This window comes from Zavarzinia sp. (assembly GCF_041650655.1).
Classification (GTDB): domain Bacteria; phylum Pseudomonadota; class Alphaproteobacteria; order Zavarziniales; family Zavarziniaceae; genus Zavarzinia.
Genome location: NZ_JBAZKR010000034.1, coordinates 1 through 26164, shown reverse-complemented (window position 1 = coordinate 26164; position 26164 = coordinate 1). Strand labels below are relative to the sequence as shown.

At 67.2% G+C, this 26164-nt stretch carries 24 protein-coding genes; 15 read left to right on the top strand and 9 right to left on the bottom strand.

Annotation, left to right across the window (positions count from 1 at the left end; all coding sequences use genetic code 11):
- Positions 1 to 5: 5 nt before the first annotated feature.
- Positions 6 to 1697 carry a von Willebrand factor type A domain-containing protein gene (locus tag WC493_RS09830; RefSeq protein WP_373065061.1) on the bottom strand — a complete coding sequence of 564 codons (1692 nt, stop codon included), beginning with the start codon at positions 1695 to 1697 and terminating at the stop codon, positions 6 to 8.
- Positions 1698 to 1883: 186 nt separating this feature from the next.
- On the opposite strand from WC493_RS09830, the gene WC493_RS09825 reads away from it, so the two are divergent.
- The 3 genes from WC493_RS09825 to WC493_RS09815 are packed head-to-tail and all read left to right on the top strand — an operon-like array spanning position 1884 to position 4004.
- Positions 1884 to 2579 carry a class I SAM-dependent methyltransferase gene (locus tag WC493_RS09825; protein ID WP_373065059.1) on the top strand — a complete coding sequence of 232 codons (696 nt, stop codon included), beginning with the start codon at positions 1884 to 1886 and terminating at the stop codon, positions 2577 to 2579.
- A complete protein-coding gene (locus tag WC493_RS09820) occupies positions 2576 to 2989 on the top strand; it encodes a GtrA family protein (protein WP_373065057.1) in 414 nt (137 codons plus the stop codon). The genes WC493_RS09825 and WC493_RS09820 overlap by 4 nt, the downstream gene beginning before the upstream one ends.
- On the top strand, positions 2973 to 4004 hold the full coding sequence (locus WC493_RS09815) for a glycosyltransferase family 2 protein (protein ID WP_373065055.1): 1032 nt from the start codon (positions 2973 to 2975) through the stop codon (positions 4002 to 4004). The genes WC493_RS09820 and WC493_RS09815 overlap by 17 nt, the downstream gene beginning before the upstream one ends.
- Here the strand turns inward: WC493_RS09815 and WC493_RS09810 are convergent.
- From WC493_RS09810 to WC493_RS09800, 3 genes are all read right to left on the bottom strand, one after another.
- Positions 3919 to 5097: a glycosyltransferase family 87 protein gene (locus WC493_RS09810; RefSeq protein ID WP_373065053.1), complete on the bottom strand. Its 1179-nt coding sequence runs from the start codon at positions 5095 to 5097 to the stop codon at positions 3919 to 3921. The two genes, WC493_RS09815 and WC493_RS09810, sit on opposite strands and share 86 nt — an antisense overlap.
- Positions 5098 to 5246: 149 nt before the next feature.
- Positions 5247 to 6854: a phosphoenolpyruvate carboxykinase gene (locus WC493_RS09805; RefSeq protein WP_373065051.1), complete on the bottom strand. Its 1608-nt coding sequence runs from the start codon at positions 6852 to 6854 to the stop codon at positions 5247 to 5249.
- A gap of 166 nt (positions 6855 to 7020) precedes the next feature.
- Complete coding sequence (locus WC493_RS09800; protein WP_373065049.1) at positions 7021 to 7752, bottom strand: HugZ family protein; 732 nt, start codon at positions 7750 to 7752, stop codon at positions 7021 to 7023.
- A 188-nt stretch (positions 7753 to 7940) separates the two neighbouring features.
- Here WC493_RS09800 and WC493_RS09795 point away from each other — a divergent pair, with 188 nt between their 5' ends.
- Genes WC493_RS09795 through WC493_RS09765 form a run of 7 tightly spaced genes read left to right on the top strand, consistent with a single transcriptional unit; the run spans position 7941 to position 13072 of the window.
- Positions 7941 to 8648: a response regulator gene (locus WC493_RS09795; RefSeq protein WP_373065047.1), complete on the top strand. Its 708-nt coding sequence runs from the start codon at positions 7941 to 7943 to the stop codon at positions 8646 to 8648.
- 5 nt (positions 8649 to 8653) lie between these two features.
- Positions 8654 to 10318 (top strand): stimulus-sensing domain-containing protein, encoded by a 1665-nt coding sequence (locus WC493_RS09790; RefSeq protein ID WP_373065045.1) that lies wholly within the window; start codon positions 8654 to 8656, stop codon positions 10316 to 10318.
- A 32-nt stretch (positions 10319 to 10350) separates the two neighbouring features.
- Positions 10351 to 10800 carry an HPr kinase/phosphorylase gene (locus WC493_RS09785; RefSeq protein ID WP_373065043.1) on the top strand — a complete coding sequence of 150 codons (450 nt, stop codon included), beginning with the start codon at positions 10351 to 10353 and terminating at the stop codon, positions 10798 to 10800.
- On the top strand, positions 10797 to 11711 hold the full coding sequence (gene rapZ, locus WC493_RS09780) for an RNase adapter RapZ (RefSeq protein ID WP_373065041.1): 915 nt from the start codon (positions 10797 to 10799) through the stop codon (positions 11709 to 11711). Before WC493_RS09785 ends, rapZ begins: the two co-directional genes overlap by 4 nt.
- A 22-nt stretch (positions 11712 to 11733) precedes the next feature.
- Positions 11734 to 12141 (top strand): PTS sugar transporter subunit IIA, encoded by a 408-nt coding sequence (locus WC493_RS09775; protein ID WP_373065039.1) that lies wholly within the window; start codon positions 11734 to 11736, stop codon positions 12139 to 12141.
- Positions 12138 to 12434 (top strand): HPr family phosphocarrier protein, encoded by a 297-nt coding sequence (locus tag WC493_RS09770; RefSeq protein ID WP_373065037.1) that lies wholly within the window; start codon positions 12138 to 12140, stop codon positions 12432 to 12434. Before WC493_RS09775 ends, WC493_RS09770 begins: the two co-directional genes overlap by 4 nt.
- Complete coding sequence (locus WC493_RS09765) at positions 12431 to 13072, top strand: HAD-IA family hydrolase (protein WP_373065035.1); 642 nt, start codon at positions 12431 to 12433, stop codon at positions 13070 to 13072. Before WC493_RS09770 ends, WC493_RS09765 begins: the two co-directional genes overlap by 4 nt.
- Here WC493_RS09765 and WC493_RS09760 read toward each other — a convergent pair whose 3' ends face one another.
- The 4 genes from WC493_RS09760 to WC493_RS09745 form a co-directional block, all read right to left on the bottom strand.
- Positions 13073 to 13429, bottom strand: coding sequence for a helix-turn-helix domain-containing protein (locus WC493_RS09760; RefSeq protein WP_373065033.1), 357 nt, complete (start codon positions 13427 to 13429; stop codon positions 13073 to 13075).
- Positions 13430 to 13768, bottom strand: a complete 339-nt coding sequence (locus WC493_RS09755) for a type II toxin-antitoxin system RelE/ParE family toxin (RefSeq protein ID WP_373065031.1) — start codon at positions 13766 to 13768, stop codon at positions 13430 to 13432.
- Between the two features lie 58 nt (positions 13769 to 13826).
- On the bottom strand, positions 13827 to 16334 hold the full coding sequence (locus WC493_RS09750; protein ID WP_373065029.1) for a cation:proton antiporter: 2508 nt from the start codon (positions 16332 to 16334) through the stop codon (positions 13827 to 13829).
- A 103-nt stretch (positions 16335 to 16437) separates the two neighbouring features.
- Complete coding sequence (locus WC493_RS09745; RefSeq protein WP_373065027.1) at positions 16438 to 17109, bottom strand: TetR/AcrR family transcriptional regulator; 672 nt, start codon at positions 17107 to 17109, stop codon at positions 16438 to 16440.
- A 141-nt stretch (positions 17110 to 17250) separates the two neighbouring features.
- On the opposite strand from WC493_RS09745, the gene WC493_RS09740 reads away from it, so the two are divergent.
- The 3 genes from WC493_RS09740 (at position 17251) to WC493_RS09730 (ending at position 21231) form a co-directional block, all read left to right on the top strand.
- The gene (locus WC493_RS09740; protein WP_373065025.1) at positions 17251 to 18324 is read left to right on the top strand and encodes an efflux RND transporter periplasmic adaptor subunit; all 1074 of its coding nucleotides are present in this window, start codon (positions 17251 to 17253) and stop codon (positions 18322 to 18324) included.
- 10 nt (positions 18325 to 18334) lie between these two features.
- Positions 18335 to 19981, top strand: coding sequence for a DHA2 family efflux MFS transporter permease subunit (locus WC493_RS09735; RefSeq protein ID WP_373065023.1), 1647 nt, complete (start codon positions 18335 to 18337; stop codon positions 19979 to 19981).
- A 125-nt stretch (positions 19982 to 20106) separates the two neighbouring features.
- On the top strand, positions 20107 to 21231 hold the full coding sequence (locus tag WC493_RS09730; RefSeq protein WP_373065021.1) for a ferritin-like domain-containing protein: 1125 nt from the start codon (positions 20107 to 20109) through the stop codon (positions 21229 to 21231).
- Between the two features lie 95 nt (positions 21232 to 21326).
- On the opposite strand, the gene WC493_RS09725 is transcribed toward WC493_RS09730, so the two are convergent.
- A complete protein-coding gene (locus WC493_RS09725; RefSeq protein ID WP_373065019.1) occupies positions 21327 to 23330 on the bottom strand; it encodes a methylmalonyl-CoA mutase family protein in 2004 nt (667 codons plus the stop codon).
- Between the two features lie 271 nt (positions 23331 to 23601).
- Between WC493_RS09725 and ccrA the strand changes: the two genes are divergently transcribed.
- Together ccrA and WC493_RS09715 are read left to right on the top strand one after the other, a co-directional pair.
- Complete coding sequence (ccrA, locus tag WC493_RS09720) at positions 23602 to 24900, top strand: crotonyl-CoA carboxylase/reductase (protein WP_373065016.1); 1299 nt, start codon at positions 23602 to 23604, stop codon at positions 24898 to 24900.
- A 34-nt stretch (positions 24901 to 24934) separates the two neighbouring features.
- On the top strand, positions 24935 to 26164 hold a 1230-nt coding region (locus WC493_RS09715; protein ID WP_373065014.1), incomplete at its 3' end, for an acyl-CoA dehydrogenase family protein.

Below are 26164 nucleotides of genomic sequence, written 5' to 3'. Positions count from 1 at the left end.
CTCCCTCAATCGAGAGCGTCGGCCGCACGCACGAGCTGGACGAATTCCGCCCGGTAACCTTCCGCGTCCTCGCCGCGGGCGCCCTGGGCGAGTTCGGCGATCGCCGGCCAGGACAGGCCGGCGACGAAGCCGACACCGGCCAGCTTCTGGCCATAGGCGGCGACGGCGACGGCGAAGCGCTGGTCGGCCGTGGCGTCCTTCAGGTCGGCGACCGCATCGGCGGTGGTTACCGGGCGTTCGATCAGCCGGCTCCGGCTCTCGCCCGGCAGCTTGTAGCGGATGCGCAGGAAGGCGATTTCGTCGCCGTGGGAGCCACCGGCACGGTCGTCCAGTTCCGGCACCGGGCTGCCATAGCGGAGCGGATCGACCGAGGGCTTGGCGCCGACCGGCGTCACCTCGTAGATCGCGGTGACCGTCTGGCCCGAGCCGACGTCGCCGGCATCGACCTTGTCGTCGTTGAAGTCCTGGCGGCGCAGGCCGCGCGTCTCATAGCCGATCAGGCGGTATTCGGCGATCTTGGCCGGATTGAATTCGACCTGGAACTTCACGTCGTCGGCGACCGGCACCAGGGTCGAGGCGGCCTCGTCGTGCAACACCTTGCGTCCCTCGACGGCGGTATCGACATAGGCGGCGTTGCCGTTGCCGGCCTGGGCCAGCTTCTGCATCAGGTTGTCGTTCAGATTGTCGAGCCCGACGCCCAGGATCGAGAGATAGACACCCGATTTCCGCTGTTCCGCGATATAGCCTTCGAGTGCCTTCGGGTTGCTCTGGCCGATGTTGAAGTCGCCGTCGGTCGCGAGGATGATGCGGTTGACGGCATGTTCGGCGAAATTCTCCCGCGCCAGGCGATAGGCGCGGTCGAGCCCGCCGGCGCCATTGGTCGAACCGCCGGCCTGGAGCCCCTCGATCGCGGCCTGGATATGGCTCTGGTCCGAGCCCTTGGTCGGCGGCAGCACGACATCGACGCCGCCGGCATAGGCGACGATCGAAATCCGGTCCTCGGGCTTGAGGTCCCTGGCGAAATCCGCGAAGGCGCTTTTCAGCAGGGGCAGGCGGTCGCGCCCCTGCATGGAACCGGAGACATCGACCAGCAGCACGAGATTGAGCGGCGGCCGGCCCCCCTGGTCGAGATCCATCGCCTTGATCGTCACCGTCATCAGCCGGCTGTCGGCGTTCCACGGCGTCGGCATGACACCGATCCGCGTGCTGAAGGGACGCCCGGGATCACGCGGCCCTTCGAGCGCATAGGGGAAATAGTTGATCATCTCCTCGACCCGAACGGCACCGGCCGGCGGCAGGCGGCCCTCGCGCAGGAAGCGCCGGACCACGGCGTAGGAGGCGGTGTCGACATCGGCCGAAAAGGTCGAGACCGGTTCCTCGGCGACCAGCTTCACCGGGTTCTGTTCGGCATCGGTGAAGCGGTCGTCGGTCGGCTGCGGCATCGGCGGCGGCGCCATGCCGGCAATGCCGCCGGCGACCGCGGTGCGGGCGGGCGCCTCGGCCCGGGGCATGCTTTCGATCAGCGGCGCGGCCGGCGCCGTCGCGTCGGCCTGCGGCTTCGCGGGTGCCGCGTCGCTCTGGGTTTCGGATTGTTCGAGGTTGCAGGCGGCCAGGCCGGCGGCGACCACCAAGGGCAGCGAGCGGGCCAAGCGGCGCCTTGCGGCACCCGGCGGGCGGACGAGGGTAGAGACGGGCATCGTGGGTTCCCCCCAAATTGGAAACCGGGTCAGCCTCGACCCCGATTGCGGCCCCGCCATGGGCCTTGCGTGGCGCCCATGGGGCGGCGATGCCCGATCTCGGCACAATTCCGCCACGAAGGCGTTCTTAGGGATTGGCTGCTATCCTCGCGACGACGGTGGCCGAGCCGCCGCAGGAGCAACGCCTTGGACCCCAGCGAATTCGACCGCTACGCCGACGCCTACCTGAAAGACCACAGGGCCAATATCGCCATCAGCGGCGAGGCCCCGGAGTATTTTCACGCCTACAAGGTCAGCGAAGCCGAGCGCTTCTGCGACGAGGCGGGACTCGCCCCGCAAACCGTCCTCGATTTCGGCAGCGGGATCGGCAATTCGCTGCCCTTCCTGCGCCAGGCGTTCGGCGAAGCGCGGATCTGCTGCGCCGATGTCTCGACCCGCTCGCTCGAGATCGCGGAAGGCCGCTTTCCGGGCGCCCACGCCGAATTCCTGCGGATCGCGGGCGACGCCCTTCCGCTCGCCGACGGCACCGTCGACCTCGCCTTCACCGCCTGTGTCTTCCACCATATCGCGCCCGGCGAACACGGCAGGTGGCTGTCGGAGTTGCGCCGCGTGACGCGGGCGGGCGGCCTGCTCGTGCTGTTCGAGCACAATCCGCTCAACCCCTTGACCCGGCACGCCGTCAATACCTGCCCCTTCGATGCGAATGCCCGCCTGCAACGGGCCGGTACCCTGGCCGGGCGCGTCCGGGACGCCGGCTGGCGGGCACCGCAGATCCGCTACCATGTCTTCTTTCCACGCCTGCTCGCAGCCCTGCGCCCGCTGGAGAAGCGGCTCGGGTGGCTGCCGCTCGGGGCGCAATTTTCGATCGTGGCGACCGCATGAGAGCGCTCTCGGCCCGCTTCCTGCGCTATGGCCTGGTCGGCGCGGGCAATACGCTGCTCGGCCTCGGGCTGATCTTCCTGTTCATGGCCCTCGGCGCCTCGCCCGTGGTCGCCAATGCGCTCGGCTATGGCCTGTGCATCCCGGCCAGCTTCGTCGCCAACCGCCATTTCACCTTCGGCGGGCGACGGGGGAGTCCGGCGAAATTCGTCGCCGTGCAGGCGGCGGCCTATGGCGCCAATCTCGCCGTGCTCGGCAGCTTGCTGTCGGTGGCGCCGGAATTACCGTCCCTGGCCCAGCTCGCCGGGGTTGCCGCCTATGTCCTCGCCGGCTTCCTCGGCAGCTACCATCTCGTCTTTGCCGGCGCTCCCGCCGCCACTTCCAGGGACCGATCCCATGGCGACCGACCGTGATTCACCAGCCTTGACCGTGATCGTCCCCTGCTACAACGAAGTGGCGGTGATCGACGATACCGCGGCCCGTCTCTGCGCCCTGCTGGACGATCTGTCCGGCCGGGGCGTGATCGCGCCGGACAGCGGAATCCTCTTCGTCGACGATGGCTCGGGCGACGAGACCTGGGCGGCGATCGAACGCCTGGGGCGGCGCCATCCCCGCTGCGGCGGGCTGAAGCTGTCGCGCAATTGCGGGCACCAGAACGCCCTCCTGGCCGGGCTGAAGGCGAGCACGACGGAAATCACCGTCTCGATCGACGCCGACCTGCAGGACGACACCAGTGCGATCGAGCGCATGATCGCCGCCTATCGCGAAGGTGCCGAAATCGTCTACGGCGTCCGCGACGACCGCCACGAGGACAGCCGCTTCAAGCGCGTGAGCGCCGAGCTCTTCTACCGCCTGATGCAGTGGCTGGGCGTCCGCCTCGTCTTCAACCACGCCGACTTCCGCCTGATGAGCCGGCGGGCCATCGCCGCCCTCGACCGCTATACCGAGGTGAACCTGTTCCTGCGCGCGCTGGTGCCCATGCTGGGCTTCCGCACCGCGACCGTCACTTACGCCCGCGGCCTGCGCCAGGCGGGGGAGAGCAAATATCCCTTCCTGCGCATGGTCTCCTTCGCGCTGACCGGGATCACGTCGTTCTCGCTGGCGCCGCTCCGCGTCATCACGCTGACCGGCTTCGCCGTCGCCCTGCTCGCCGGGCTGGTCGGCCTGTGGGCACTAGGGGCGAGCCTGATCGGCGCGGCGTCGGCGCCGGGCTGGGCCTCCTTGCTGATCGTCGTCAGCTTCCTGGGCGGTGCCCAGTTGTTCGCCCTCGGCATCGTCGGGGAATATGTCGGGCGGATCTACCTCGAGACCAAGCGGCGACCGCGCTTCGAGGTCGAGGCCGTCATGCCGCCGGCGGCCGGTGCAATGCGAGAGATCCGAGCGCCAGCAGAAGAAGCGGCGCCGCCACCGGTATCCCATTCACATTGAGGATCATGCCGGCGAGCGGCAAGGCCCAGAGGAGGACTTGCAGCCGGGCGCCGGCAGGCGCAGGCCGGCCCCCGTCCCTGCGCGTCGCCAGCAGGATCTGCCCGCCCGCGATCGTGGCGAGATCGTAGAAATGCAGGTAGGGCAGGGCGGCGGCGGTGCCGAGGGCGAGGATCAGGACGTCCCGCCCGTCGAAGCCCCGACCGCCCCGGCGGCGCCACAGCCCGACCGCGACCAGGACGGCCGCCGCCAGGCTGAAGACACCCTGCACCGCGTAGCTGGCCTCGACGCCATAGCCGAGCGTGCGCGCCGCCATGAAGCCGGTCAGCTTCATCGCCTGGGCGATGCCGGTGCCGTGTTCGAGCAGGTCGCGCTGGAAGGGCACACCGTCATGCAGATAGGCGAGCCAGAGCCCCTCCCCGAAGAGGGCGAGGGACAAGAGACAGAGGCCGATCACCGTCGCCCCGGCTGTTAGGAAAGCCGTCCATCGCCGGTCGAACAGCAGGGCGAGCGGCAGGAACAGCCCGAGCATCGGCTTGAACACGAGAAGGCCGACGAGACCGCCCGCCACCACCGGCCGATGCAGGGCGAGGCGCAGCCCGCCGATCGTCAGCGCCGCGCCGAAAAGACCGTTCTGGCCGAGCACGACATTGGCGAGGGTCAGCGGCGCGGCCAGCGCGAGCATGACCGGCAGGCGGCGAAAATCGGGCGCCGCCACCGCGGCAACAAAGGCGAGCGGCCCCGCCAGCGACCACAGGGCGAGTGCCAGCGGATAGGGCATCGCCCCGAACGGCAGCAGCAGTGCCAGGGCCGGCGGCGGATAGGGAAAGACGTGGAGCCCCGTCCCGGGGCCGAGCATCGCCGCCACCGCCTGTTGGAATGCGGCATGGTCGTAGATTTCGCTCAGCCGCCCCTCGAGCGCGAGGCGTGCCGCCGCCCAGAAGGCATAGGCATCGCGGCCGACCACCTGCCCGCGGCTGAACCGCTCGGTCAGATAGGGCCATTGGTCGAGCGCCGCCAGCATGACGGTGACCGGCAGCATCACCCAGGCGATCCGGACGAGGCTGCGGTCGAGCGACTGTTGTCTGTCCAGCATGGTCAAGCGACGGCCTTTCGTCGGCGGGGCGATCCCCGCGATCCTATCCCGGCAACGTTAACGCTTCTTCCGGCCGGACGGCCGCGCGACGAGAATCAAAAAGGGCCGCGGCATGCCGCGGCCCTGATCGGAAGCGTTGTGACGATCGCTCAGGCGGCCTTGGGGGCAGCCTTGCGGACCGCTTCGTCGACGTGGTCTTCGAACTGGGCGAAGTTGTCGATGAACAGCTTCACCAAGTGCTTGGCCTGGGCGTCATAGGCGGCCTTGTCGGCCCAGGTCTGACGCGGGTCCAGGATCTCGTTCTGCACGCCGGGAACCGCGACCGGAACTTCGAAGCCGAAGTTCGCATCCTTGCGGAACTGCGCCTTGTTCAGCGAACCGTCGAGGGCGGCGCGCAGAAGGGCGCGGGTGACCGCGATCGGCATGCGGTGGCCGACGCCGAACACGCCGCCGGTCCAGCCGGTGTTGACGAGCCAGCAGGAGACGCCGTGGTTGGCGATCTTGTCCTTCAGGATGTTGCCGTAAACCGTCGGGTGACGCGGCATGAAGGGGGCGCCGAAGCAGGTCGAGAAAGTCGCCTGCGGCTCCTTGCCCAGGCCCTTCTCGGTACCGGCGACCTTGGCGGTATAGCCCGACAGGAAGTGGTACATCGCCTCTTCCGGCGACAGGCGCGAGATCGGCGGCAGCACGCCGAAGGCATCGGCCGTCAGCATGATGATGTTCTTCGGATGGCCGGCGACGCCGGTGGCCGAGGCATTGGCGATGAAGTCGAGCGGATAGGCGCCGCGCGAATTCTCGGCCAGGGTGGCGTCGTCGAGGTCGAGCACGCGGGTGTCGGGGTCGAGCACCACATTCTCGAGCACGGTGCCGAAGCGCCGGGTGGTCGAGTAGATTTCCGGCTCGGCGGTGGCCGAGAGGCGGATCATCTTGGCGTAGCAGCCGCCTTCGAAGTTGAACACGCCGTCTTCCGACCAGCCGTGCTCGTCGTCACCGATCAGTTCGCGCTCGGGATCGGCCGAAAGGGTGGTCTTGCCGGTGCCCGAAAGGCCGAAGAAGACCGCCGAATCGCCCGCCTTGCCGACGTTGATCGAGCAATGCATCGGCATCACCGCCTTGGTCGGCAGCAGGTAGTTCAGGATCGTGAAGACCGACTTCTTGATCTCGCCGGCATAAGAGGTGCCGCCGATCACGATCGTCTTCTCGGCGAAGTCGACGACGATGAAGGTCTCGGTCTTGGTACCGTCCGCCGCCGGGTCGGCCAGCAGGTTCGGCACGTCGATGATGGTGAAGTCGGGCACGAAATCGGCCAGTTCCTCACGCGCCGGACGGACCAGCAGGTTGCGGATGAACAGCGAATGCCAGGCGAATTCGGTGATCACGCGGACCTTGACGCGGTTCGCCGCATCGGCGCCGCCGTGGAGGTCCTGCACGAAGACATCGCGGTTCTGCAGATAGGCTTTCACCTTGGCACGCAGGCCGGCCGCCTTCTCGGGCGTGATCGGCTGGTTCGACTTGCCCCACCACACGGTGGATTCGGTCTCGGCGTCCTTCACGGTGAACTTGTCGGTAGCCGAACGGCCGGTGTGCTGACCGGTCTTCACGACCAGCGGGCCGCCCTGGGCGACCACGCCTTCCCCGCGGCGGATGGCCTCTTCATAGAGGGCCGGAGCTTCGAGGTTCCAGTAGGAAGCCGCAACGTTGCGAATGCCCTGGAGTTCGAGGCCGTGGCGCGAAATATGGGTGCCAATCTGGCGCAATGTACTTCTCCGCGGATGTCGGCGCGGGATGACGATCCCGCTGCGGGTTATCAGAAGACGACGTAGAAACACTCGCAGCCCATATGGGTTGCGCGACCGGCGCAAAATAATTTTGTCATGCAGGGCCCGCAACCAGTCAGTTGGCCTCAAATGGCTACAATTCACTTTATGTCGCGGCCTGGCGCGCTACACGGACGAGATCGACGAGAGATGCTCTCGCTTCGGTTGCATTTCGCACCGGCGCGGGGAAGGCGATGCGGCATCGGGTCGCGGGACCGGCCATCAGGTCGATGCCGTCGGGATCGATCGCCACCATGCGCCAAGCATCCGCCGGCCGCCCGGCCAGCACGGTCGCATAGAGGGCGACGGCATCGGCATGGTCGGCATTCATATGCGCGACGATACCCGGTTCGGCCGCCGCCAGTTCCGCCGCCTCGTCGGCCGGGAAGAGGAAGTCGGCGCCGTCGATCCAATGAATCCGCCCGAAGCCGGCAACCAGATGGACCCGCTCGACCTCGAGACGCCAGACGGCGAAATCGGGAAAGTCGCGGTACATCGCCGCTTCCGGGTGGCGCGCAACGAAACGGTCCTTCAGGGCCGCATCGTCGACCTTGGCCGCGCGGCCGACCAGGGTGGCCCGGGCCCCGGTCAGCCGGGCCTCCAGCCCCGCCGTGTCGTCGAACAGGAGCGCCGCGGCCGGATCGGCCTCCAGCGCCTTGGTGTGTTCGGCGAGGCGCGAAATGAAGAGGAGCGGCCGCCCGGCATGGTCGAGCGCGGTCAGGACCAGCGAGGCATAAGGATGCCCGTCCGGCGGCAGGCGCACGGCCAGCGCCGCCGTGGCGGCACGGCGGACCAGGTGGCGGGCGAGCGTGGCGGGAGTCTGGCTTGGTTCGGTCATCGTTCGGGTCCGGCTGTGGCCTCGATCATAGACATGCACGGCCGCCGGTCCACCATGCGGCATGACGCCTGCCGTAGCCGTGCCGGCTTGCAAACTGGCGGCGGCGCCCCAACCTTGCCAAAATCAGGGTCCAGGAGAATAAGCGTGGCGCCGGCCGCACGTCGGGGGGCGCTCACAGGCCGAGGACAATGTCGAAACATATTCCCAAGATCGCCCTGGTCGACGACGACCGCAACATCCTGACCTCGGTCTCGATCGGTCTCGAAGCCGAGGGCTTCGCGGTCGAGACCTTCACGGACGGGGCCGCGGCGCTGGCCGCCTTCGGCCGTTCGCCGCCCGATCTCGCCGTGCTCGACATCAAGATGCCGCGCATGGACGGGATGGAGGTGCTGCGCCGCCTGCGCCAGGCTTCCAGCCTGCCGGTCATCTTCCTCACGTCGAAGGACGACGAGCTGGACGAGGTCCTGGGCCTGCGCATGGGCGCGGACGACTATATCCGCAAGCCCTTCTCGCAGCGCCTGCTGATCGAGCGGATCAAGTCGCTGCTGCGCCGGGCCGATGCCGTGGCCGAGGGCGGCGACGCCAAGCCGGAGCCCCTGATGGTGCGCGGCCGCCTGACCCTCGATCCCTTGCGCCACGCCTGCACCTGGGACGGCCAGCCGGTCACCCTGACGGTGACCGAATTCCTGATCCTCCAGGCGTTGGCCCAACGCCCCGGCCATGTGAAGAGCCGCGACCAGCTGATGGACGCGGCCTATGACGATCAGGTCTATGTCGACGACCGCACGATCGACAGCCACATCAAGCGCCTGCGCAAGAAGTTCAAGTCGGTCGATGCCGATTTCGCCTCGATCGAGACGCTCTACGGCATCGGCTACAAGTTCGACGAGACCTGAGGCCCTTGTCCCCCCACCGCTCCCTCAGGCGCGACTTGCGGCCGCGCGGCCGCGGTCCCTTCTCGTCGCTGACCCGGCGCATCCTGGCGGTCAATGTGGTGGCGCTCGGCGTCCTGGTCGGCGGCGTGCTCTATCTCGACCAGTTCCGGGCCAGCCTGGTCACCCAGCGCGCCGAAGCCCTGCTGACCCAGGGCGAGATCATCGCCGGTGCCCTGGGCCTCGCGGCCTCCTCGGGGCCCGAGGCGACCGATCTCGACATGGAGCCGGCGCGCGCCCTGCTGCGCCGCCTGACCGACCCGACCCAGACCCGCGCCCGCCTGTTCAACAACGACGGCCGCCTGGTCGCCGATACCAACGACCTGCGCATGGACGCCCAGGTCAGCCGGGTCGAACTGCCGCCGCCGGACGAGGGTCCGGGCTTCATCGAATTCCTCTACGACCTGATCGAGCCGCTGCTGCCCGCCGCGCGCCACCTGCCGGTCTATCACGACTTTCCGCTGCAGCAGGCGCGCGACTATCCGGAAGCCATGGCGGCGCTGGCCGGCAGCACCGGCGCGATCGAGCGCATGACGGCGGACGGCACGCCGCACATCTCGGTGGCGATCCCGGTGACGCGCTTCCGGAAGGTGCTCGGCGCCCTCGTCCTCTCGGTCGAGGCCCATGACATCGACCAGGCGATCCGGGCCGAACGGCTCGCCATCCTCGAAGTCTTCGGCGTCGCCCTGGCCGTCACCGTGCTGATGTCTTTCTTCCTGGCCCGCACCATCGCCCAGCCGGTGCACCGTCTGGCCGAGGCGGCCGAACAGGTGAAGGCCGGCCGCGGCCAGCGCATCCCGATTCCCGACTTCAGCCGGCGGCGCGACGAGATCGGCGACCTCTCGATCTCGCTCCATGACATGACCGACGCCCTCTATGGCCGGATCGACGCCATCGAAGCCTTCGCCGCCGATGTCGCCCACGAGCTGAAAAACCCGCTCTCCTCGATCCGCAGTGCCGTGGAGGCCTGGGCGCGGACCAAGGACCCGTCCGCCCGCCAGCGCCTGGCCGAGATCATCGAAATCGACGTCCGCCGGCTGGACAAGCTGATCTCGGAAATTTCCGACGCTTCCAGGCTCGACGCCGAAATGGCGCGCGACGAACGGCAGAAGATCCAGATCGACCTGCTGCTGACCGGCCTGGTCGACACCTATGCCGACCTCGACCACGAGAATTGGCCGGGCTTCGTCCTGGCAATCACGGCCGAGGCGCGGAATCTCGCCGTCTTCGGCTCGGGCGAGCGGCTCGGCCGCGTCTTCCGCAACCTGATCGACAATGCGATCTCCTTCTCGCCGCCGGGCGACGAGGCCAGGGTGCATGTCGGCCTGTCGCGCCAGGGCGAGACCCTGGTGGCGACCGTGGGCGACGAAGGCCCGGGCATTCCGGAGGAAGCGCTGGGTCGGATCTTCGACCGCTTCTATACCGAGCGACCGAACGAGCAGGTCGGCAGCCATTCCGGCCTCGGCCTCGCCATCGCACGGCAGATCGTCGAAGCCCATGACGGTACCATCGAAGCCTCGAACCGCCGCCATCCGGACGGCAGCGTGGCCGGCGCGCTGTTCACCGTGCGCCTGCCCGTCACGACCGAGGCGAAGCGGCGCGGCACCCGACCACCGGCCCCGGTGGTCGATTGACGGCGCCGGGGCCGCGGCGCAACGTGCCGCCCATGTCCGTCGAGTCTCCCCTGCTGTTCCATGCCACCTGTGTCGCCCTCGGCGGCCGGGGCGTGCTGTTGCGCGGCCCCTCGGGTGCGGGCAAATCGGACCTGGCGCTCCGCCTGATCGACCGCGGCGCCCTGCTGGTGGCCGACGACCAGGTTTCGGTCGCGGTCGAGGATGGCCGGGCCGTCGCCCGGGCGCCAGCGGCACTGCGCGGCCTGCTCGAAGTGCGCGGCCTCGGCATCCTCCGCTTCGAATCGGCCGATTCGGCACCGCTGCACCTGGTGGTCGACTTGGCCGGACCCGGCGAGGTCGAGCGGATGCCGCCGCCGGCAACGGAATCGATCGGCGACTTGCGCCTGTCACGCTTCGCGGTTAACCCCTTCGAGGCTTCGGCGCCCCTCAAGGTCGCCCTGGCCCTGGATGCCGCCGGCGGCCTCCGCGAGGTGATGCGATGAACGATTTCGCCAAAGGCCTGATGCCGCCAGCCGAGGGCGTACCGCCCGACGGCCGCCTGCCGGTCGTGCTGGTCACGGGGCTTTCCGGCGCCGGCAAGTCTTCGGCCATGAAGGCGCTCGAGGATCTCGGCTACGAGACGATCGACAATCTGCCCCTCGGCCTGCTGCCCAGCGTGTTGGCGCCCGATGCCAAACATTCGGCCGAAGGTGTCGCGATCGACGTCGACAGCCGGAGCCGCGGTTTCTCGACCGAGCAGTTCCTGGCCCAGGTGCATGAATTCCGTACCCGCCGCGACCTGAATCTCCAGGTCCTCTTCCTCGACTGTTCCGAGGCGGTGCTGACCCAGCGCTATACCGAGACGCGGCGGCGCCACCCGATGGCGCTCGACCGCCAGGTGCAGGATGGCATCGACCTCGAACAGCGCTTGATGAAGGACGTGCGCGAGGATGCGGACGAGGTGATCGACACCACGCTGCTTTCGATCAACGACCTGAAGCGGCTGATCGCCGGCCTCTACCCGCTCGACGAACACGCCGGGCTCTCGGTCACGGTGATGTCCTTCTCGTTCAAGAGGGGCCTGCCGCGCGAAGCCGATCTTGTCTTCGATGTGCGTTTCCTGGCCAATCCGCACTGGGTGCTGGCGCTCCGGCCCGGCACCGGGCGCGATCCCGAAGTGGGCGCCCATATCATGGCCGACCCGGCCTTTCCCGAGTTCGACGAAAGAGTCGCGGGACTCGTCGGCTTTCTGGTGCCACTCTACCGGCGCGAGGGAAAATCCTATTTGACCATCGCATTCGGGTGTACCGGGGGCCGCCATCGCTCGGTCTTCATGGCCGAACGTGTCGGCAGGGTCTTGCGCGAAGCCGGCCATCGCGTCACCGTCATACACCGCGATACGGTGTTCGCTTGAGGGTGTCTTGTCGAATGGAGCCATGATCGGCCTCGTGTTGGTGACCCACGGTCGCCTGGCCGAAGAGTTCATAGCGGCGACCGAGCATGTCGTCGGCCCGCAGCAGGCGATGCGCGCGATCTGCATCGGCGCCGATGACGATATGGAGCAGCGGCGAAGCGACATCGTCGAAGCCGTCGCCTCGGTCGACCGCGGCAAGGGCGTGATCATCCTGACCGACATGTTCGGCGGCACGCCCTCCAATCTCGCCATTTCCGTGATGGAAAAGCCGGGGGTCGAAGTGGTCGCGGGCGTCAACCTGCCCATGCTGATCAAGCTCGCCTCGATCAGGGGCAAGATGACCCTGAACGAAGCGATCGCCGCAGCCCAGGAAGCCGGGCGGAAATATATCTCGGTCGCATCAGCCCTGCTGGCCGGGGAACAGGCGTGAGTGAAGCGGAACCGTCGGCGGCCGTCGGGCCGCGCACGCTGAAGATCTGCAACCGGCGCGGCCTGCACGCCCGGGCCGCGGCCAAATTCGTCGCGACCGCCGGGCGTTTCGACGCCGAGCTCAAGGTCACCAAGGACGGTTCCACGGTGACCGGCACCTCGATCATGGGGCTGATGATGCTGGCCGCAGCACTCGGCACCACGATCGATGTCTCGGCGACCGGGCCCGAGGCCGAGGCAGCACTCGACGCCATCGGCGAGCTGGTCGCCAACCGCTTCAACGAAGAAGAATGATGCCGAACCTCGATTTCGACGCCGTCCTGTGGGATTTCGGCGGGGTCATCCTGTCCTCGCCCTTCGAGGCCTTCAACGACCTCGAAGCCGCCCGCGGCCTGCCCCGCGACACCATCCGCCGAATCAACGCGGCCAATCCGGACAGCAACGCCTGGGCCCGCTTCGAGCGGAGCGAGATCGACCTCGCCGGTTTCGACGAAGCCTTCGCGGCCGAGGCCGAGGCCGTGGGCGCGCGCCTGCGCGGCCGCGACGTGATCGCGGTGATCCATGGCGCCGTCCGCCCCGCCATGGTCGAGGCGCTGGACCGGGTGCGCCGCCACTACCGCACCGCCTGCCTGACCAACAATGTGAACGACAACGGGGCCGGTGCGGCCTATGCGGCCGAGGTCGGCGCGGTCATGCAGCGCTTCGACGCCGTGATCGAGAGCCGCCGGGTCGGCGTGCGCAAGCCCGATCCCCGCTTCTACGAGATGGCCTGCGAGATCCTGCAGCTCGACCCGCGGCGCGCCGTCTATCTCGACGATCTCGGCATCAACCTGAAGCCGGCCAAGGCCATGGGCATGCACACCATCAAGGTGACAGGCGCCGACCAGGCCCTGGCCGAACTCGAAGCGGTGCTGGGCCTGACCCTCCGCTGATCAGCGCCGACGATCGCTCGCCGCCTCCGGGGCCGGTGGGTCGGGCTCTGCCACGACTTTCGCGACCACGCCGGGTTCCCGCTCGATGATGCGGAGCAGGAGACGAGCCGCCGGATCGGGGCTCCGCCGACCCTGCTCCCAGTTGTTCACGGTGGCGGCCGGAATGCCGTAACGGCGTTCGAATTCGGCGGCCGAACGTGCGACAGACTTCCGGATCGCCTTGATACGCGCGGGCGGCATCGGCTCGATATTCGCCGTCTCCAGCGCCGTCTCGCCGCGTTTCCAGGCGACCGCTTCCCGCAGGCCGTCGAGCAGCGCCTGACCGAAATCGGTATCGGCCGTCTTCTTTCCGCTCATTTATTCGTCCTCCGTCGCCATGTCTTCGAGTTCGGCCAGGAGTTTCAGGGCAGCCTTCCGCTGTTCCTGCGACAGATCTTCGCGATCGGATTTCGAATAGGCGAAAAGCATGATCACCAGATCCTCCGTCAAGCGCAGGAAATAGATCGCCCGCCCACCACCGCATTTGCCCCTGCCGGCCAGCGCGAAGCGGATCTTGCGCAGCCCCTGGAGCCCCGGGATCACGGCGCCCGCAGACGGATTGGTGGCGATCGCCCTTTCCAGCGCCTCGACATCGGCCGGCGCCGCCTTCATCGCAGCGAGGTCGCGGAGATAGCGCCTGGTCCGGACGAATTTCATGGTGACAGCCTATCGAAATCCCCGCGTGGAATCACCAAAAATACGCCATTGGCGCATTTTATCCCTGCGAGGCGTGCCCCTGCGACTGGGCCTGGGCGCGGGCTTCGGCGGCGGCGAGGATCGTCTTGCGCACGGTCTCGTCGGCCGCCATCAGGCGCTCGAAATCGCGGCGGGAGAGTTCCAGCAGCTGGCAATAGCCGAGCGCCGTGACATCGGCATTGCGCGGCCGGTCGTAGAGCAGGGCCATCTCGCCGAAGAAGGCGCCGGAACCGAGGCGCACCGGCGTGTCGCCCACGGCCACTTCGACCGCGCCGGATGAAATGAAATACATCGTGTCGCCGCGCTCGCCCTTGGCCACGATCTTCTCGCCCGGCACCGCGAGCTGGGGCCGCATCAGGGCGGCGACATCGTTGCAGCGCGCCCCGGCGAGGCCGGCGAAGATCGGCACGCGCGACACCAGTTCTGCCGCCGAGAGGCGGAGGTCGAGGCGGGGCGGCCGGCTGATCAGGGTGCGCCGGGTTTCCAGGTCGCGCTGCAGGGCGCCCGCGATCTCCTGCGAGACGACGCCTTCGTCCAGCATGTCGTTATAGGCGACCGCCTCCTGGCCCATGGCGGCACGGGCGAGGTAGCGGGCTTCGAGATCGCTCGCATAGTCGGGATATTGCAGCTTGAGGGCGTCGAGCGCGCTCGCCACCGCAGTGATCCGCTCTTCCAGCACCTGGCTCATCATGGTCGCCGTGGCCGGGCCGAAGACCGGCGCAAGCGTGCGCCGGACATAGGAAACCAGCTCGCGCAGGGCCGATTGCATGATCAAGAGACGCTCCAGCCGGGCTTCCAGGGCGAGCGCCAGGGGCCGGCTCCAACCGAAGCGGCGGTGCAGGAAGAGGGCGAGGCGGAAGCCCGGACGGAAGCGGGTCGCCTTCACCGCCTCCTCCAGATATTCGGCCCGGCCGCCGGACTTGGCGGCATCGGCGAGACCCGCGGTCAGGGTGACCAAGGGCGCCACCAGCTCGCGCCCGATCACCCGCCCCTCGAACATGGCGAGATAGATCGCCTGCTCGCGGTGGGCCATGGTGACCAGGCCGGCGTTGCCGATGTCCTCGCGCCCGGGCTGGACATTGTCGAGCGCCGCCGCCACCTCGAGTTCGCCGAGCCGGCGGTCGTAATAGGCGGTGACTTTCTTCAGGGCGCTTTCGTCGATCCGGTGGTTGCGGGCGATCTCTTCGGCGTGGCCGCGCACGGCGGTCAAGCTGAGCGCCATCACCCGGTCCCGGGTGGCGAGGTCGGAAGGCGACATGCGGTCGAGCCCGACCAGCTTGATCAGGGGCTTCAGGGTCAGCCCGTTCACCAGCAGCGTCCACAACACGAAGGTGGTGGCGAGCACGCCGATGAAGCGCTTCACCTCTTCCGGCAGCAGATAGTTCTCGGTCGCGGCCAGCGCCAGGGCGAGCGTCACGGCGCCGCGCAGCCCACCCCAGACGATCACCGCCTTGTAGGTCAGCGCCACCTTCTGGGCGAGACCGAACCAGGAAATCACCGGCATCAGGCCGAAGATCACCAGGGCGCGCGCCGCCAGGGCCGAGACGACGAGCACGCCGAGCAAGCCACCGTCCTGCCAGGTCACGGTGGCCAGCGTCTTGGGCGCCAGCATGGCGGCCAGCACGAAGATCAGGGAATTGGCCCAGAAGCCCAGTGTCTGCCAGGAATGATGCAGGTGGCGCCAATTTTCCGGCGCGATGCGGAGCCGGCCGATCGCCCCGAAGGTCAGCGCGAAGACCACGACGGCGACCACGCCCGAAGCATGGAGATAATGTTCCGGCAGGATATAGGCGAGGTAGGTGCCGCCCACGGTCAGCGTCAGTTCGGCCAGCCGATTGTCGTGCAGGACGGGCACCAGGGCGGCCGCGCCCCAGCCGAAGGCGAGGCCGACCACGAGGCCGATCGAGAAATGCTCGAGGAACATCCAAAGGCCGGACATGCCGTCCAGTCCCTGGCCCTTGGTCAGGGCCGCGGTCAGCATGGTGAAGAGGGTGATCGCCGCGGCGTCGTTGAACACCGCCTCGCCCTCGACCAGAAGGGAGAGGCGACGCGGCGCGCCGAGGTCGCGGAAGATCGCGACCACGGCGGCCGGATCGGTGGTCGAGATGATCGAGGCGAGCAGCAGGCAGACGATCAGGCTGTAGGGGCTGGCGTAGGAGAGCGCATTGCCGACCACGAAAGTGGCCGCCACCACGGCGACCACGGCGAGCAGCAGCACGGGGAAGAGATCGTCGAACAATTCCCGCACGTCGATGCCGAGGGAGGCTTCGAACAGCAGGATGGGCAGGAACACCACCATGAAGACGACCGAGCTCGAGGTGAAGCTCCGCCATTCCAGCAGCATGTCGCCGAGCGGGCCGCTGATCGCCGTCGTCGCCGCAGCGGACGACAAGGCGCCGACCGCGATGCCGACCAGGGCGAGGACGACGCTATAGGGAACCGAAAGACGCCGGGCGAGCGATGGCAGCACGCTGATCAGGGCGAGCAGGCCCGCGATCGCGAAAACCGTACCGACGATTGTATCCATTCCTCAGCGCGTCCCCTCGACCCTGTGCCCCGCGCGCCAGATTAGCAGGTGCGCGCAGAAGGTTAAGGGTATCGCGCGCCGTCTTTTACCGCTGCGATCCCCGTCACTGCCCCGCGGGGCGATGGGCGCGCAGGAACATGGCGACCGCGGCATCGGCGAGCCGCGCCACTTCGGCCGCATCGGGCTGGTCGGCGAGGCCGAGCATGCGGCGGAGATGCAGGTCGCCCCGGATCATGCCGAAGAAGAGTTGGGAGGCGATTCGCGGATCCTCGATCGCCAGCTCGCCGCGTTCGGCGACCCGGGTCAGATAATCGGTCAGCGCCGCCATTACCCGGTCCGGCCCGGCGCGGTAGAAGCGCGCCGCCAGATCGGGCCGGCGCCCCGCCTCCGCCATGATGACGCGGAGCGTCTTCAGCGACTGCGGGCTGGTCAGCACGGCCATGAATTCGTGGGCGACGCGCGACAGCGCCGCCTCGACGCCGAGACTGTCGAGATCGGCCTGGTAGAGGGTGGCGAAACGCTCGTCCTTGCCATGCGACACCATGGCTTCGAAAAGGTCTTCCTTCGAGGCGAAATAGGCATAGATCGTCGCCTTGGAGACCCCGGCCCGGCGCGCCACCGCATCCATCGAAGTACCGGCGAAACCCTGGTCCAGGAACAATTCGCCTGCCGCCTGCAGGACCTGCCGGTATTTGGCCGGATGGCATGCGTCGTCCGCGGCCGGCGCACCGTCCGCGCCCGCCTGAACCTCGTCCTCGACCCGTTCCGCCTTCATCGCTCGACCTCGCGCCGGCTGCGCACGATCTGCCATGCAGACTATGCATGAACTGTGTTGCTGTGCACAAACCGGATCGGTGTTATATGAACTGAACTGAACGGTTCAGTCTAGTCCCTCGTGATCGCAGGAATCGATGTCATGAAGCCGCAGGTGAAGTTCGGGCTCATCGGTCTGGTGGCGCTGGTGGTGGTCGGCATCTCCGCCTGGCTGTACCTGACCCGTCACCTGGTCTCGACCGACGACGCCTATGTCCAGGCCGACATCGCACCGATCAGCACCAAGGTGGAAGGCACCGTCGCCTCCGTCACGGTGACCGACAACCAGATGGTGCGGGCGGGCGACATCCTGCTGCGCATCGACGATTCGACCTATAAGGCCGCCGCCGATGCCGCCGATGCCGCGGCCGCAGCCGCCGCGGCCGACGTCGACACGCTGAGCCAGCAGCTGGCGCAGCAGTCGTCGCGCATCGCCGCCGCCAAGGCCCAGGTCGACAGCGCCGCAGCCGAAGCCGATCGTGCCGCCCTCGACCTCACCCGCCAGAACAAGCTGGCGACGGCCGATTTCGCCACCCGCCAGAACCTGGACCAGAGCAAGGCCGACAGCGCCAAGGCCGTCGCCGCCCTGAGCGCCGCCCGCGCCAATGTCGAGGTCGAGACGTCCGAACTGGCGGTGCTGCAAGCCAAACTGGTGGAAGCCCGCGCCACCCTCGACCGGGCCAAGGCCCAGGCGGCCCAGGCCCATCAGAACCTGACCGATACGGTGATCCGCGCGCCGACCGACGGCGTGATCGGCAACAAGGGCGTGGTGCCCGGGCAATATGTCCGCCCGGGCGTGATCATGCTCTCGGTCGTGCCGGTGCAGGAAATCTGGGTCGAAGCCAATTTCAAGGAAACCCAGCTCCCCGCCATGGGGGCCGGCCAGCCGGTCGAAGTCACGGTCGACGCCCTGCCCGGCGTCACCCTGCACGGCAAGGTGCAGAGCCTGAGCCCAGCCTCCGGCGCGCTGTTCAGCCTGCTCCCACCCGAGAACGCCAGCGGCAATTTCACCAAGGTCGTCCAGCGCCTGCCGGTGAAGATCCTGTTCGACGAAGGCCAGCCGGCGACGGCGCGCCTGGTCCCCGGCCTCTCGGTCGTGGTCACTGTCGACACCTCGGTGGCGCCGTCGGCCAGCGCCTATGTCGCCGGCCCCGCCGCCGTCGCCGCGGGCAACTGAGGCCCGCCCCATGAGCGTCGCCGAAACCCTGGACCGGCCGGTCGCCGGCGCGGCCCGGCGGGACGAGCCGCCGGCACCGCCGCCCTCGTCGGTGCCGCTCGACGCCATGGGCAATCCGCGGCCGGAGAGGCGCCACCTGGTGGGCTTCTTCATCATGGTCGTCGGCATGTTCATGGCGATCCTGGACATCCAGATCGTCGCCTCCTCGCTCTCGGAGATCCAGGCCGGCCTGGGGGCCGCGCCCGACGAGATCGGCTGGGTGCAGTCGTCCTATCTGATCGCGGAAGTGATCATCATCCCGCTCTCGGGCTGGCTCAGCCAGGTCATCTCGACGCGCTGGCTGTTCGTCATTTCCTGCGCCGGCTTCACCTTGGCCAGCTTCGCCTGCGCCTTCGCCTGGTCGATCGAATCGATGATCGCCTTCCGCGTCGCCCAGGGCTTCCTGGGCGGGGCGATGATCCCGACCGTCTTCGCGACCTCCTATTTCGTGCTCGGCCGCAACAATCCGCGCGCCTCGATCCTGATGGGCCTGATCGCCACCATGGGGCCGACCCTGGGCCCGACCCTGGGCGGCTGGATCACCTCGGCCCTGTCGTGGCACTGGCTGTTCCTGCTCAACATCGCCCCCGGCCTGCTCGTCACCATCGGTACCGCCAGCCTGATGGACATCGACCGGCCCAACCTGAAGCTCCTGCGCGGCTTCGACCTCCAGGGCATCACCGCCGTCGCCCTCTTCCTCGGCTCGATGCAATATGTGCTCGAGGAAGGCGCCAAGAACGACTGGTTCCAGTCGGACGAGATCATCACCTTCACCGCCCTGGCGACGGCCGGCGCCGTCTGGTTCTTCTGGCGCGCCTTCACCTTCGAACGGCCGGTGATCGACCTCCGCGTCTTCGCCAACCGCAATTTCGCCATCGGCTGCACCATCGCCTTCGCCATCGGCTTCGGCATGTATGGTTCCGTCTACATCCTGCCGCTGTTCCTCGGACGGGTCTCGGGCTACGACAGTTTCCACATCGGCACCGTGCTGGCGGTGACCGGGGCCTGCCAGTTCCTGGCCACGCCGATCTCGGGCCTCATGGCCCGCAAGCTGGATCCCCGGATCGTGCTGGGCATCGGGCTCTTCGCCTTCTCCCTCGGCGTCTATCTGAATTCCTTCCTGACCTCGGAATCCGATTTCGCCGATTTCGTGCTGCCCCAGGCGGTGCGCGGCTTCGGCATCATGCTGTGCATGATCCCGGCCAACATGCTCTCGCTCGGCGCGCTCGACCCGCATGAGGTGAAGAACGGCTCCGGCCTCTACAACCTGATGCGCAACACCGGCGGCGCCTTCGGCCTCGCCATCATCAACACCCTGTTGACCCACCGGCTCGACCACCATGTGGCGCGCCTGGCAGAAGCGGTGAATCCGGCCCGCCTGGTCGCCACCGGCCGGCTCGAACAGATGTCGTCCTATTTCTCGACATTGGCCGGCGGCACGATCGACGGCGACAAGGCGGCGCTTGCCATCGTGCGCCAAATGGTGACGCGCGAAGCCTATGTGTTGGCTTTCACCGACGTCCTGCTGATCATGTCGGTGGTGTTCTTCTCGATCCTCGTTCTGGTACCCCTGATGCGGAAGCTGACGGCCGGCGGGGGGGCTCCGGCCGATCACTGACCGCCGCCCAGAACATGAGGCGCCTTCGCTTTTCCTGTTGCCAAGGACGGACGGCAGGCTTAGCCTGACAGAAAGTCAGATTACCCCAATTCCAATAAGCAAGGGGTAGCAACGGGAGGAGCCGCATGAACGCCCTGGTATCGCAAATCACCAAGGATCCGGCCTACAACACGGTCAGCCCGAATGATTTCGCGGCGATGATCGCGGTCGACCGCTACGGCACGCGGACGAGCGCCTTCGACAAGATCATCTCGGCCACCCACGACCATTTCTGGGATCCGCTGGACCCCGCCTATATCGACTTCTCCGCGCCCTTCGACATGGAGAACCGGCCGCTGCTGCCGTTCGACCTGATGCTCGAACTGCAGAGCGCGGTGGGCGACAAGCTGAACGAGAAGCAGAAGATCCAGCTCGTGAATATGAACACGCACTGGTCGCTCTCGTCGATCCTGCACGGCGAGCAGGGCGCCCTCGGCCTCTCGGCCAGCCTGTGCCATATCCTGGTCGACCCCGGCGCCCAGGAATATGCCGCGAACCAGGCCCGCGAAGAGGCGCGCCACGTCACCGCCTTCACCCGCTACATCCAGGCCCGCTGGGGCAAGCCGGCGCCGGTCGGCCCGATCCTGGGCGACCTCCTGTCCGAACTGGTGCTCTCGGAAGAGGTCTACAAGAAGCTCGTCGGCATGCAGATGCTGGTCGAAGGTCTCGCCATGGGCGCCTTCGCCATGCTTCATGCCAAGACCTACGATCCGCTGCTCAAGAAGACCACGCAGCTGGTCATGACCGACGAGGCATTCCACCACAAGTTCGGCAAGATCTGGGCCGACCGGACGATCTCCAAGCTCTCCAAGGATGAGCACCAGCGGGTCGAGGACTGGGCCTTCAACTGTTTCCAGACCCTGTTCTTCAACCTCGTCTCGCCCGACCAGAAGGGCTGGATCTACGAGAGCCTGGGTCTCGATCCCGCCTGGGTGCAGGCCGCCGTGCTCGAAGCCTCGACCGACGACGTGCGCCGCGAACGCATGAAGGAAGGCACCGACATCTTCCGTGTGCTGATCAAGACCCTGCTGAACGCCGGCATCATCACCGAGCGCACCCAGTGGTTCTACGAGCAGTATGTCGACATGGTCCAGCTCAAGGCCGAGGGCGACTATACGGTCGGCGATGCCATCGCCGAGGAAGGCATCGAGTACCTGAAGGAAATCAACAAGAACCGCCGGCGCCCCGGCGCCACCAAAGCGGTCGCCTGAGGACTCCAAACGCCAAGGGGCGGCCGGGGAAACCCTGCCGCCCCTTTTTCTTTGCTTCCCCTTGTAATAGGGCGAAGGGCCGTGCCGGCCTCGTCTCAGGCCGCGGCCGGCAGGCCGTCGATCATGTCGACGATGTCGGCCATGATGTCGGTGAGCTGGTAGTCCTTCGGGGTGTAGACGCGGGCGACGCCGGCGGCCTTCAGCTTGGCTTCGTCTTCGGGCGGGATGATGCCGCCGACGATCACCGGGATGTCGGAGATGCCGGCCGCCTTCATCTTGTCGAGAACGTCGGTCACCAGGGCGACATGGCTGCCCGAGAGGATCGACAGGCCGACGACGTGGACGCCTTCTTCGAGCGCCGCATTGACGATCTGGGCGGGCGTCAGGCGGATGCCTTCGTAGACCACTTCCATGCCGGCGTCGCGCGCCCGCACGGCGATCTGCTCGGCACCGTTGGAATGGCCGTCCAGGCCCGGCTTGCCGACCAGGAACTTGAGACGGCGGCCGAGCTTGGCCGAGACGGCGTCGACCTTGGCGCGCACCGAAGCCATGTCGCCGGCCGGGGCCGAGGCGGCGCGGGCGACGCCGGTGGGGGCGCGGTATTCGCCGAAGACTTCACGCAGCGTCTGGCCCCATTCGCCGGTGGTGACGCCGGCATGGGCGGCGGCGATCGAAGGTTCCATGATGTTGCGGCCTTCGACCGCGGCCCGGCGCAGCTCTTCGAGCGCCGTCTTCACCTTGGCGGCGTCGCGCGACGCCCGCCAAGCCTTCAGACGTTCGACCTGCTCGGTCTCGGCCGCGTCGTCGACCACCAGGATCGCCCCCTCCTCGCCGGTGGCGAGCGGGCTCGGCGCCGATTCGGTGAATTTGTTGACGCCCACCACGGTCATGTCGCCCGATTCGATGGCGGCCAGGCGCTGGGCGTTGCTCTCGACCAGGCGCTGCTTCATGTAGGACGATTCGACGGCGGCGATCGCCCCGCCCATGGCGTCGATCCGGTCCAGCTCCTCCATCGCGGCGGCCTTCAGCTCGGCCACCTTCTGGCCGACCACGGTCGAGCCGTTGAAGATGTCGCCGAATTCGAGGAGATCGGTCTCGAAGGCCAGGATCTGCTGGCAGCGCAGCGACCATTGCTGATCCCAGGGCCGGGGCAGGCCGAGCGCCTCGTTCCAGGCCGGCAACTGCACCGAGCGGGCGCGGGCGTCCTTGGACAGGGTGACGGCCAGCATCTCGAGCAGGATACGGTAGACGTTGTTTTCCGGCTGCTGCTCGGTCAACCCCAGGCTGTTCACCTGGACGCCGTAGCGGAAGCGGCGGAAACGCTCTTCCTGCACGCCGTAGCGCTTCAGGGTGATTTCGTCCCAGAGCTCGGTGAAGGCGCGCATCTTGCAAATCTCGGTCATGAACCGGATGCCGGCATTGACGAAGAAGGAAATGCGGCCGACCACCTTGGGCAGGTCGGCGGCCGGCACCTGGCCCGCCTTCTTCACTTCATCGAGCACCGCCTGCGCGGTCGCCAGGGCATAGGCCAGTTCCTGCACCGGCGTCGCCCCCGCTTCCTGCAGGTGGTAGGAGCAGACGTTCATCGGGTTCCACTTCGGCACTTCCTTGTAGGTGAAGGAAATGACGTCGGCGATCAGGCGCATCGAGGGCTGCGGCGGGAAGATATAGGTCCCGCGCGAGAGATATTCCTTGATGATGTCGTTCTGCGTCGTGCCCTGGAGGTCGGAGCGCTTGGCGCCCTGCTCCTCGGCCGCGGCGATATAGAGCGAGAGCAACCAGGCCGCGGTCGCGTTGATCGTCATCGAGGTATTCATGCGGCCGAGCGGAATGCCGTCGAACAGGGTGCGCATGTCGCCCAGGTGGGAGATCGGCACGCCCACCTTGCCCACTTCCCCGCGCGACAGCACATGGTCCGCGTCATAGCCCGTCTGGGTCGGCAGATCGAAGGCTACTGACAATCCTGTCTGGCCGCGAGCCAGGTTGGTGCGGTACAATGCATTCGAGGCCGAGGCCGACGAATGGCCCGAATAGGTGCGGATCAGCCAGGGCTCGTCCCTCTTCGCTGCCGCCGCGGTCTCGTGCTTGCTGTCACTCATTGCAGAATCCCCACTCTCGCAACTTTCTGGCTTAAAAGCCTGCCCGCTCGGTGGCGGCGTTACTCTTTAGCCCTATATCCGATCCCATATTATTCAATTAGCATGTTGTGCGACGCAAAATAAACTTGCAACTGAGCGCCACAGCATCCAAAACTCCGCGCCTATCCGGGTTCATCTCTGTGTCATAGGATCAGGGGGCAGCCGGCAAGCGGGATGGCGCAACAACCCGACTGAACAAACAGCTTTGCGACGGAGCGCGAGGGACAGAAGCATGACGGTGACCAACACGAGCGAGGTTCAAGCGACCCTCGCTGGCCAGCCGGTCAAGGATCTCTACGAAGTGGGCGAGATCCCGCCCCTCGGCCATGTGCCGAAGTCGATGTACGCCTGGGTGATCCGGCGCGAGCGACACGGCCCGCCCGAGCAGGCCATGCAGCTCGAAGTGATGCCGGTGCCCGAGATCGGCCAGGACGAAGTGCTGCTGCTCGTGATGGCGGCCGGCGTCAACTACAATGGCGTGTGGGCCGGCCTCGGCATTCCGGTCTCGACCTTCGACGTGCACAAGAAGGACTACCACATCACCGGGTCCGATGCCTCCGGCATCGTCTGGAAGGTGGGCTCCAAGGTGAAGCGCTGGAAGGTCGGCGACGAAGTCGTGGTTCACTGCAACCAGGACGACGGCGACGACGAAGAGTGCAACGGCGGCGACCCGATGTTCTCGCCCTCGCAGCGCATCTACGGCTACGAGACGGCGGACGGCTCCTTCGCCCAATTCACCGTGGTGCAGGCCCGTCAGCTCATGCATCGGCCGAAGCACCTGTCGTGGGAAGAGAGCGCCTGCTACACGCTGACGCTGGCGACCGCCTACCGCATGTTGTTCGGCCATCGCCCGCACATCCTGCGTCCGGGCCAGAACGTCCTCGTCTGGGGTGCCTCGGGCGGTCTCGGCTCGATGGCGATCCAGTTGATCTCGATCTCGGGCGCCAATCCGATCGGCATCATCTCCGACGAGAGCAAGCGCGACTTCGTGCTCTCGCTCGGCGCCAAGGGCGTGATCAACCGCAACAACTTCAAGTGCTGGGGCCAGCTGCCCAAGGTCAATTCGCCGGAATACGACGCCTTCATGAAGGAAGCGCGCAAGTTCGGCAAGGCGATCTGGGACATCACCGGCAAGGGCAACGACGTCGATTTCGTCTTCGAGCATCCGGGCGAAGCGACCTTCCCCGTCTCCACCTTCGTGGTGAAGCGCGGCGGCATGGTGGTGTTCTGCGCCGGCACCTCGGGCTTCAACATCACCTTCGACGCCCGCTTCGTGTGGATGCGCCAGAAGCGCGTGCAGGGCAGCCATTTCGCCAACCTGATGCAGGCGAGCCAGGCCAACCAGCTGGTGATCGAGCGCCGCCTCGATCCCTGCATGTCGGAAGTCTTCTCCTTCGAGGATATTCCGCGCGCCCACACCAAGATGTGGAAGAACCAGCACAAGCCGGGCAACATGGCGGTTCTGGTTTCTGCCAAGTACCCGGGGCTGCGCACGATCGAAGACGCGATCGAAGCCGGCAACAACGCCTGAAGTAACACGACCGAGTAATCCGAGGAGCATCATCATGAGCCTGGCCGCCCCTGCAAGCGACACCGCCGACATCGTCCTGCCCGACCTGTTCGGCAAGGCGGCGGAAGCGGTCCAGGCGGCGGATGTGCTCCTCGGTCACGCCAAGGCTGCGGTCTTCGCCAAGGTCGCGGTCAACGGCAAGGTTTCGGGCGCCAAGCTCGAAGCCGAACAATTCGCCGCCCACGGCCTGGCTTGGCTGGCGACCTATGTCGAATCGATCCGCCAGCTCCTGCATTGGGCCGAGAGCCTGAAGGCCGAGGGCAAGCTCTCCCGGCTCGAGACCCTGATCCTGCAGGCCGGCTTCGGCGAATATCTGGCCCAGATCGAGGGCGGCATCGCCATGAGCCAGGTCGAGGTCGTGCGGCCCGCCGACTACGGCCTGACCGAGGACCAGCTCGACGCCTTCATGGCCGTGCCGGGCGTCTCCGCCCTGCTCCATGCCGGCAACACCGGCGCCGTGCGCGCCGAGATCGCGAGCCTGATCGCCGATGGCTTGGCCTCTGGCTTCGGCGACATGGGCCTGGACGAGACCATGGCCATGGTACGCGAAAGCTTCCGCCGCTTCGCCGAAGACAAGGTCATCCCCTTCGCCCACGAATGGCACCTGAAGGACGAATTCATTCCCCTGTCGGTGATTTCCGAACTGGCCGAACTGGGCGTCTTCGGTCTCACCCTGCCGGAAGAATACGGCGGCCACGGCCTCGGCAAGACTGCGATGTGCGTGGTGACCGAGGAACTCTCCCGCGGTTACATCGGCGTCGGCTCCCTCGGCACCCGCGCGGAAATCTTCTGCGAGCTGGTGATGGCCGGCGGCACCGAAGAGCAGAAGCAGAAGTGGCTGCCCCTGATCTCCTCCGGCGAGCTGCTGCCGACCGCGGTCTTCACCGAACCCAATACCGGCTCCGACCTCGGCTCGCTGCGTACCCGCGCGGTCAAGGACGGCGAGACCTACAAGGTCACCGGCAACAAGACCTGGATCACCCACGCCGCCCGCGCCGACGTGATGACCCTGCTCGCCCGCACCAACCCGGCCGAGCCGGGTTACAAGGGCCTGTCCATGTTCCTCGCCGAGAAGATGCGCGGCGACGATGCCAATCCCTTCCCGACCCCGGGCATGACCGGCGGCGAGATCAAGGTGCTCGGCTATCGCGGCATGAAGGAATATGAGATCGGCTTCGACGGCTTCGAGGTGAAGGCCGAGAACCTGCTGGGCCAGCAGGAAGGC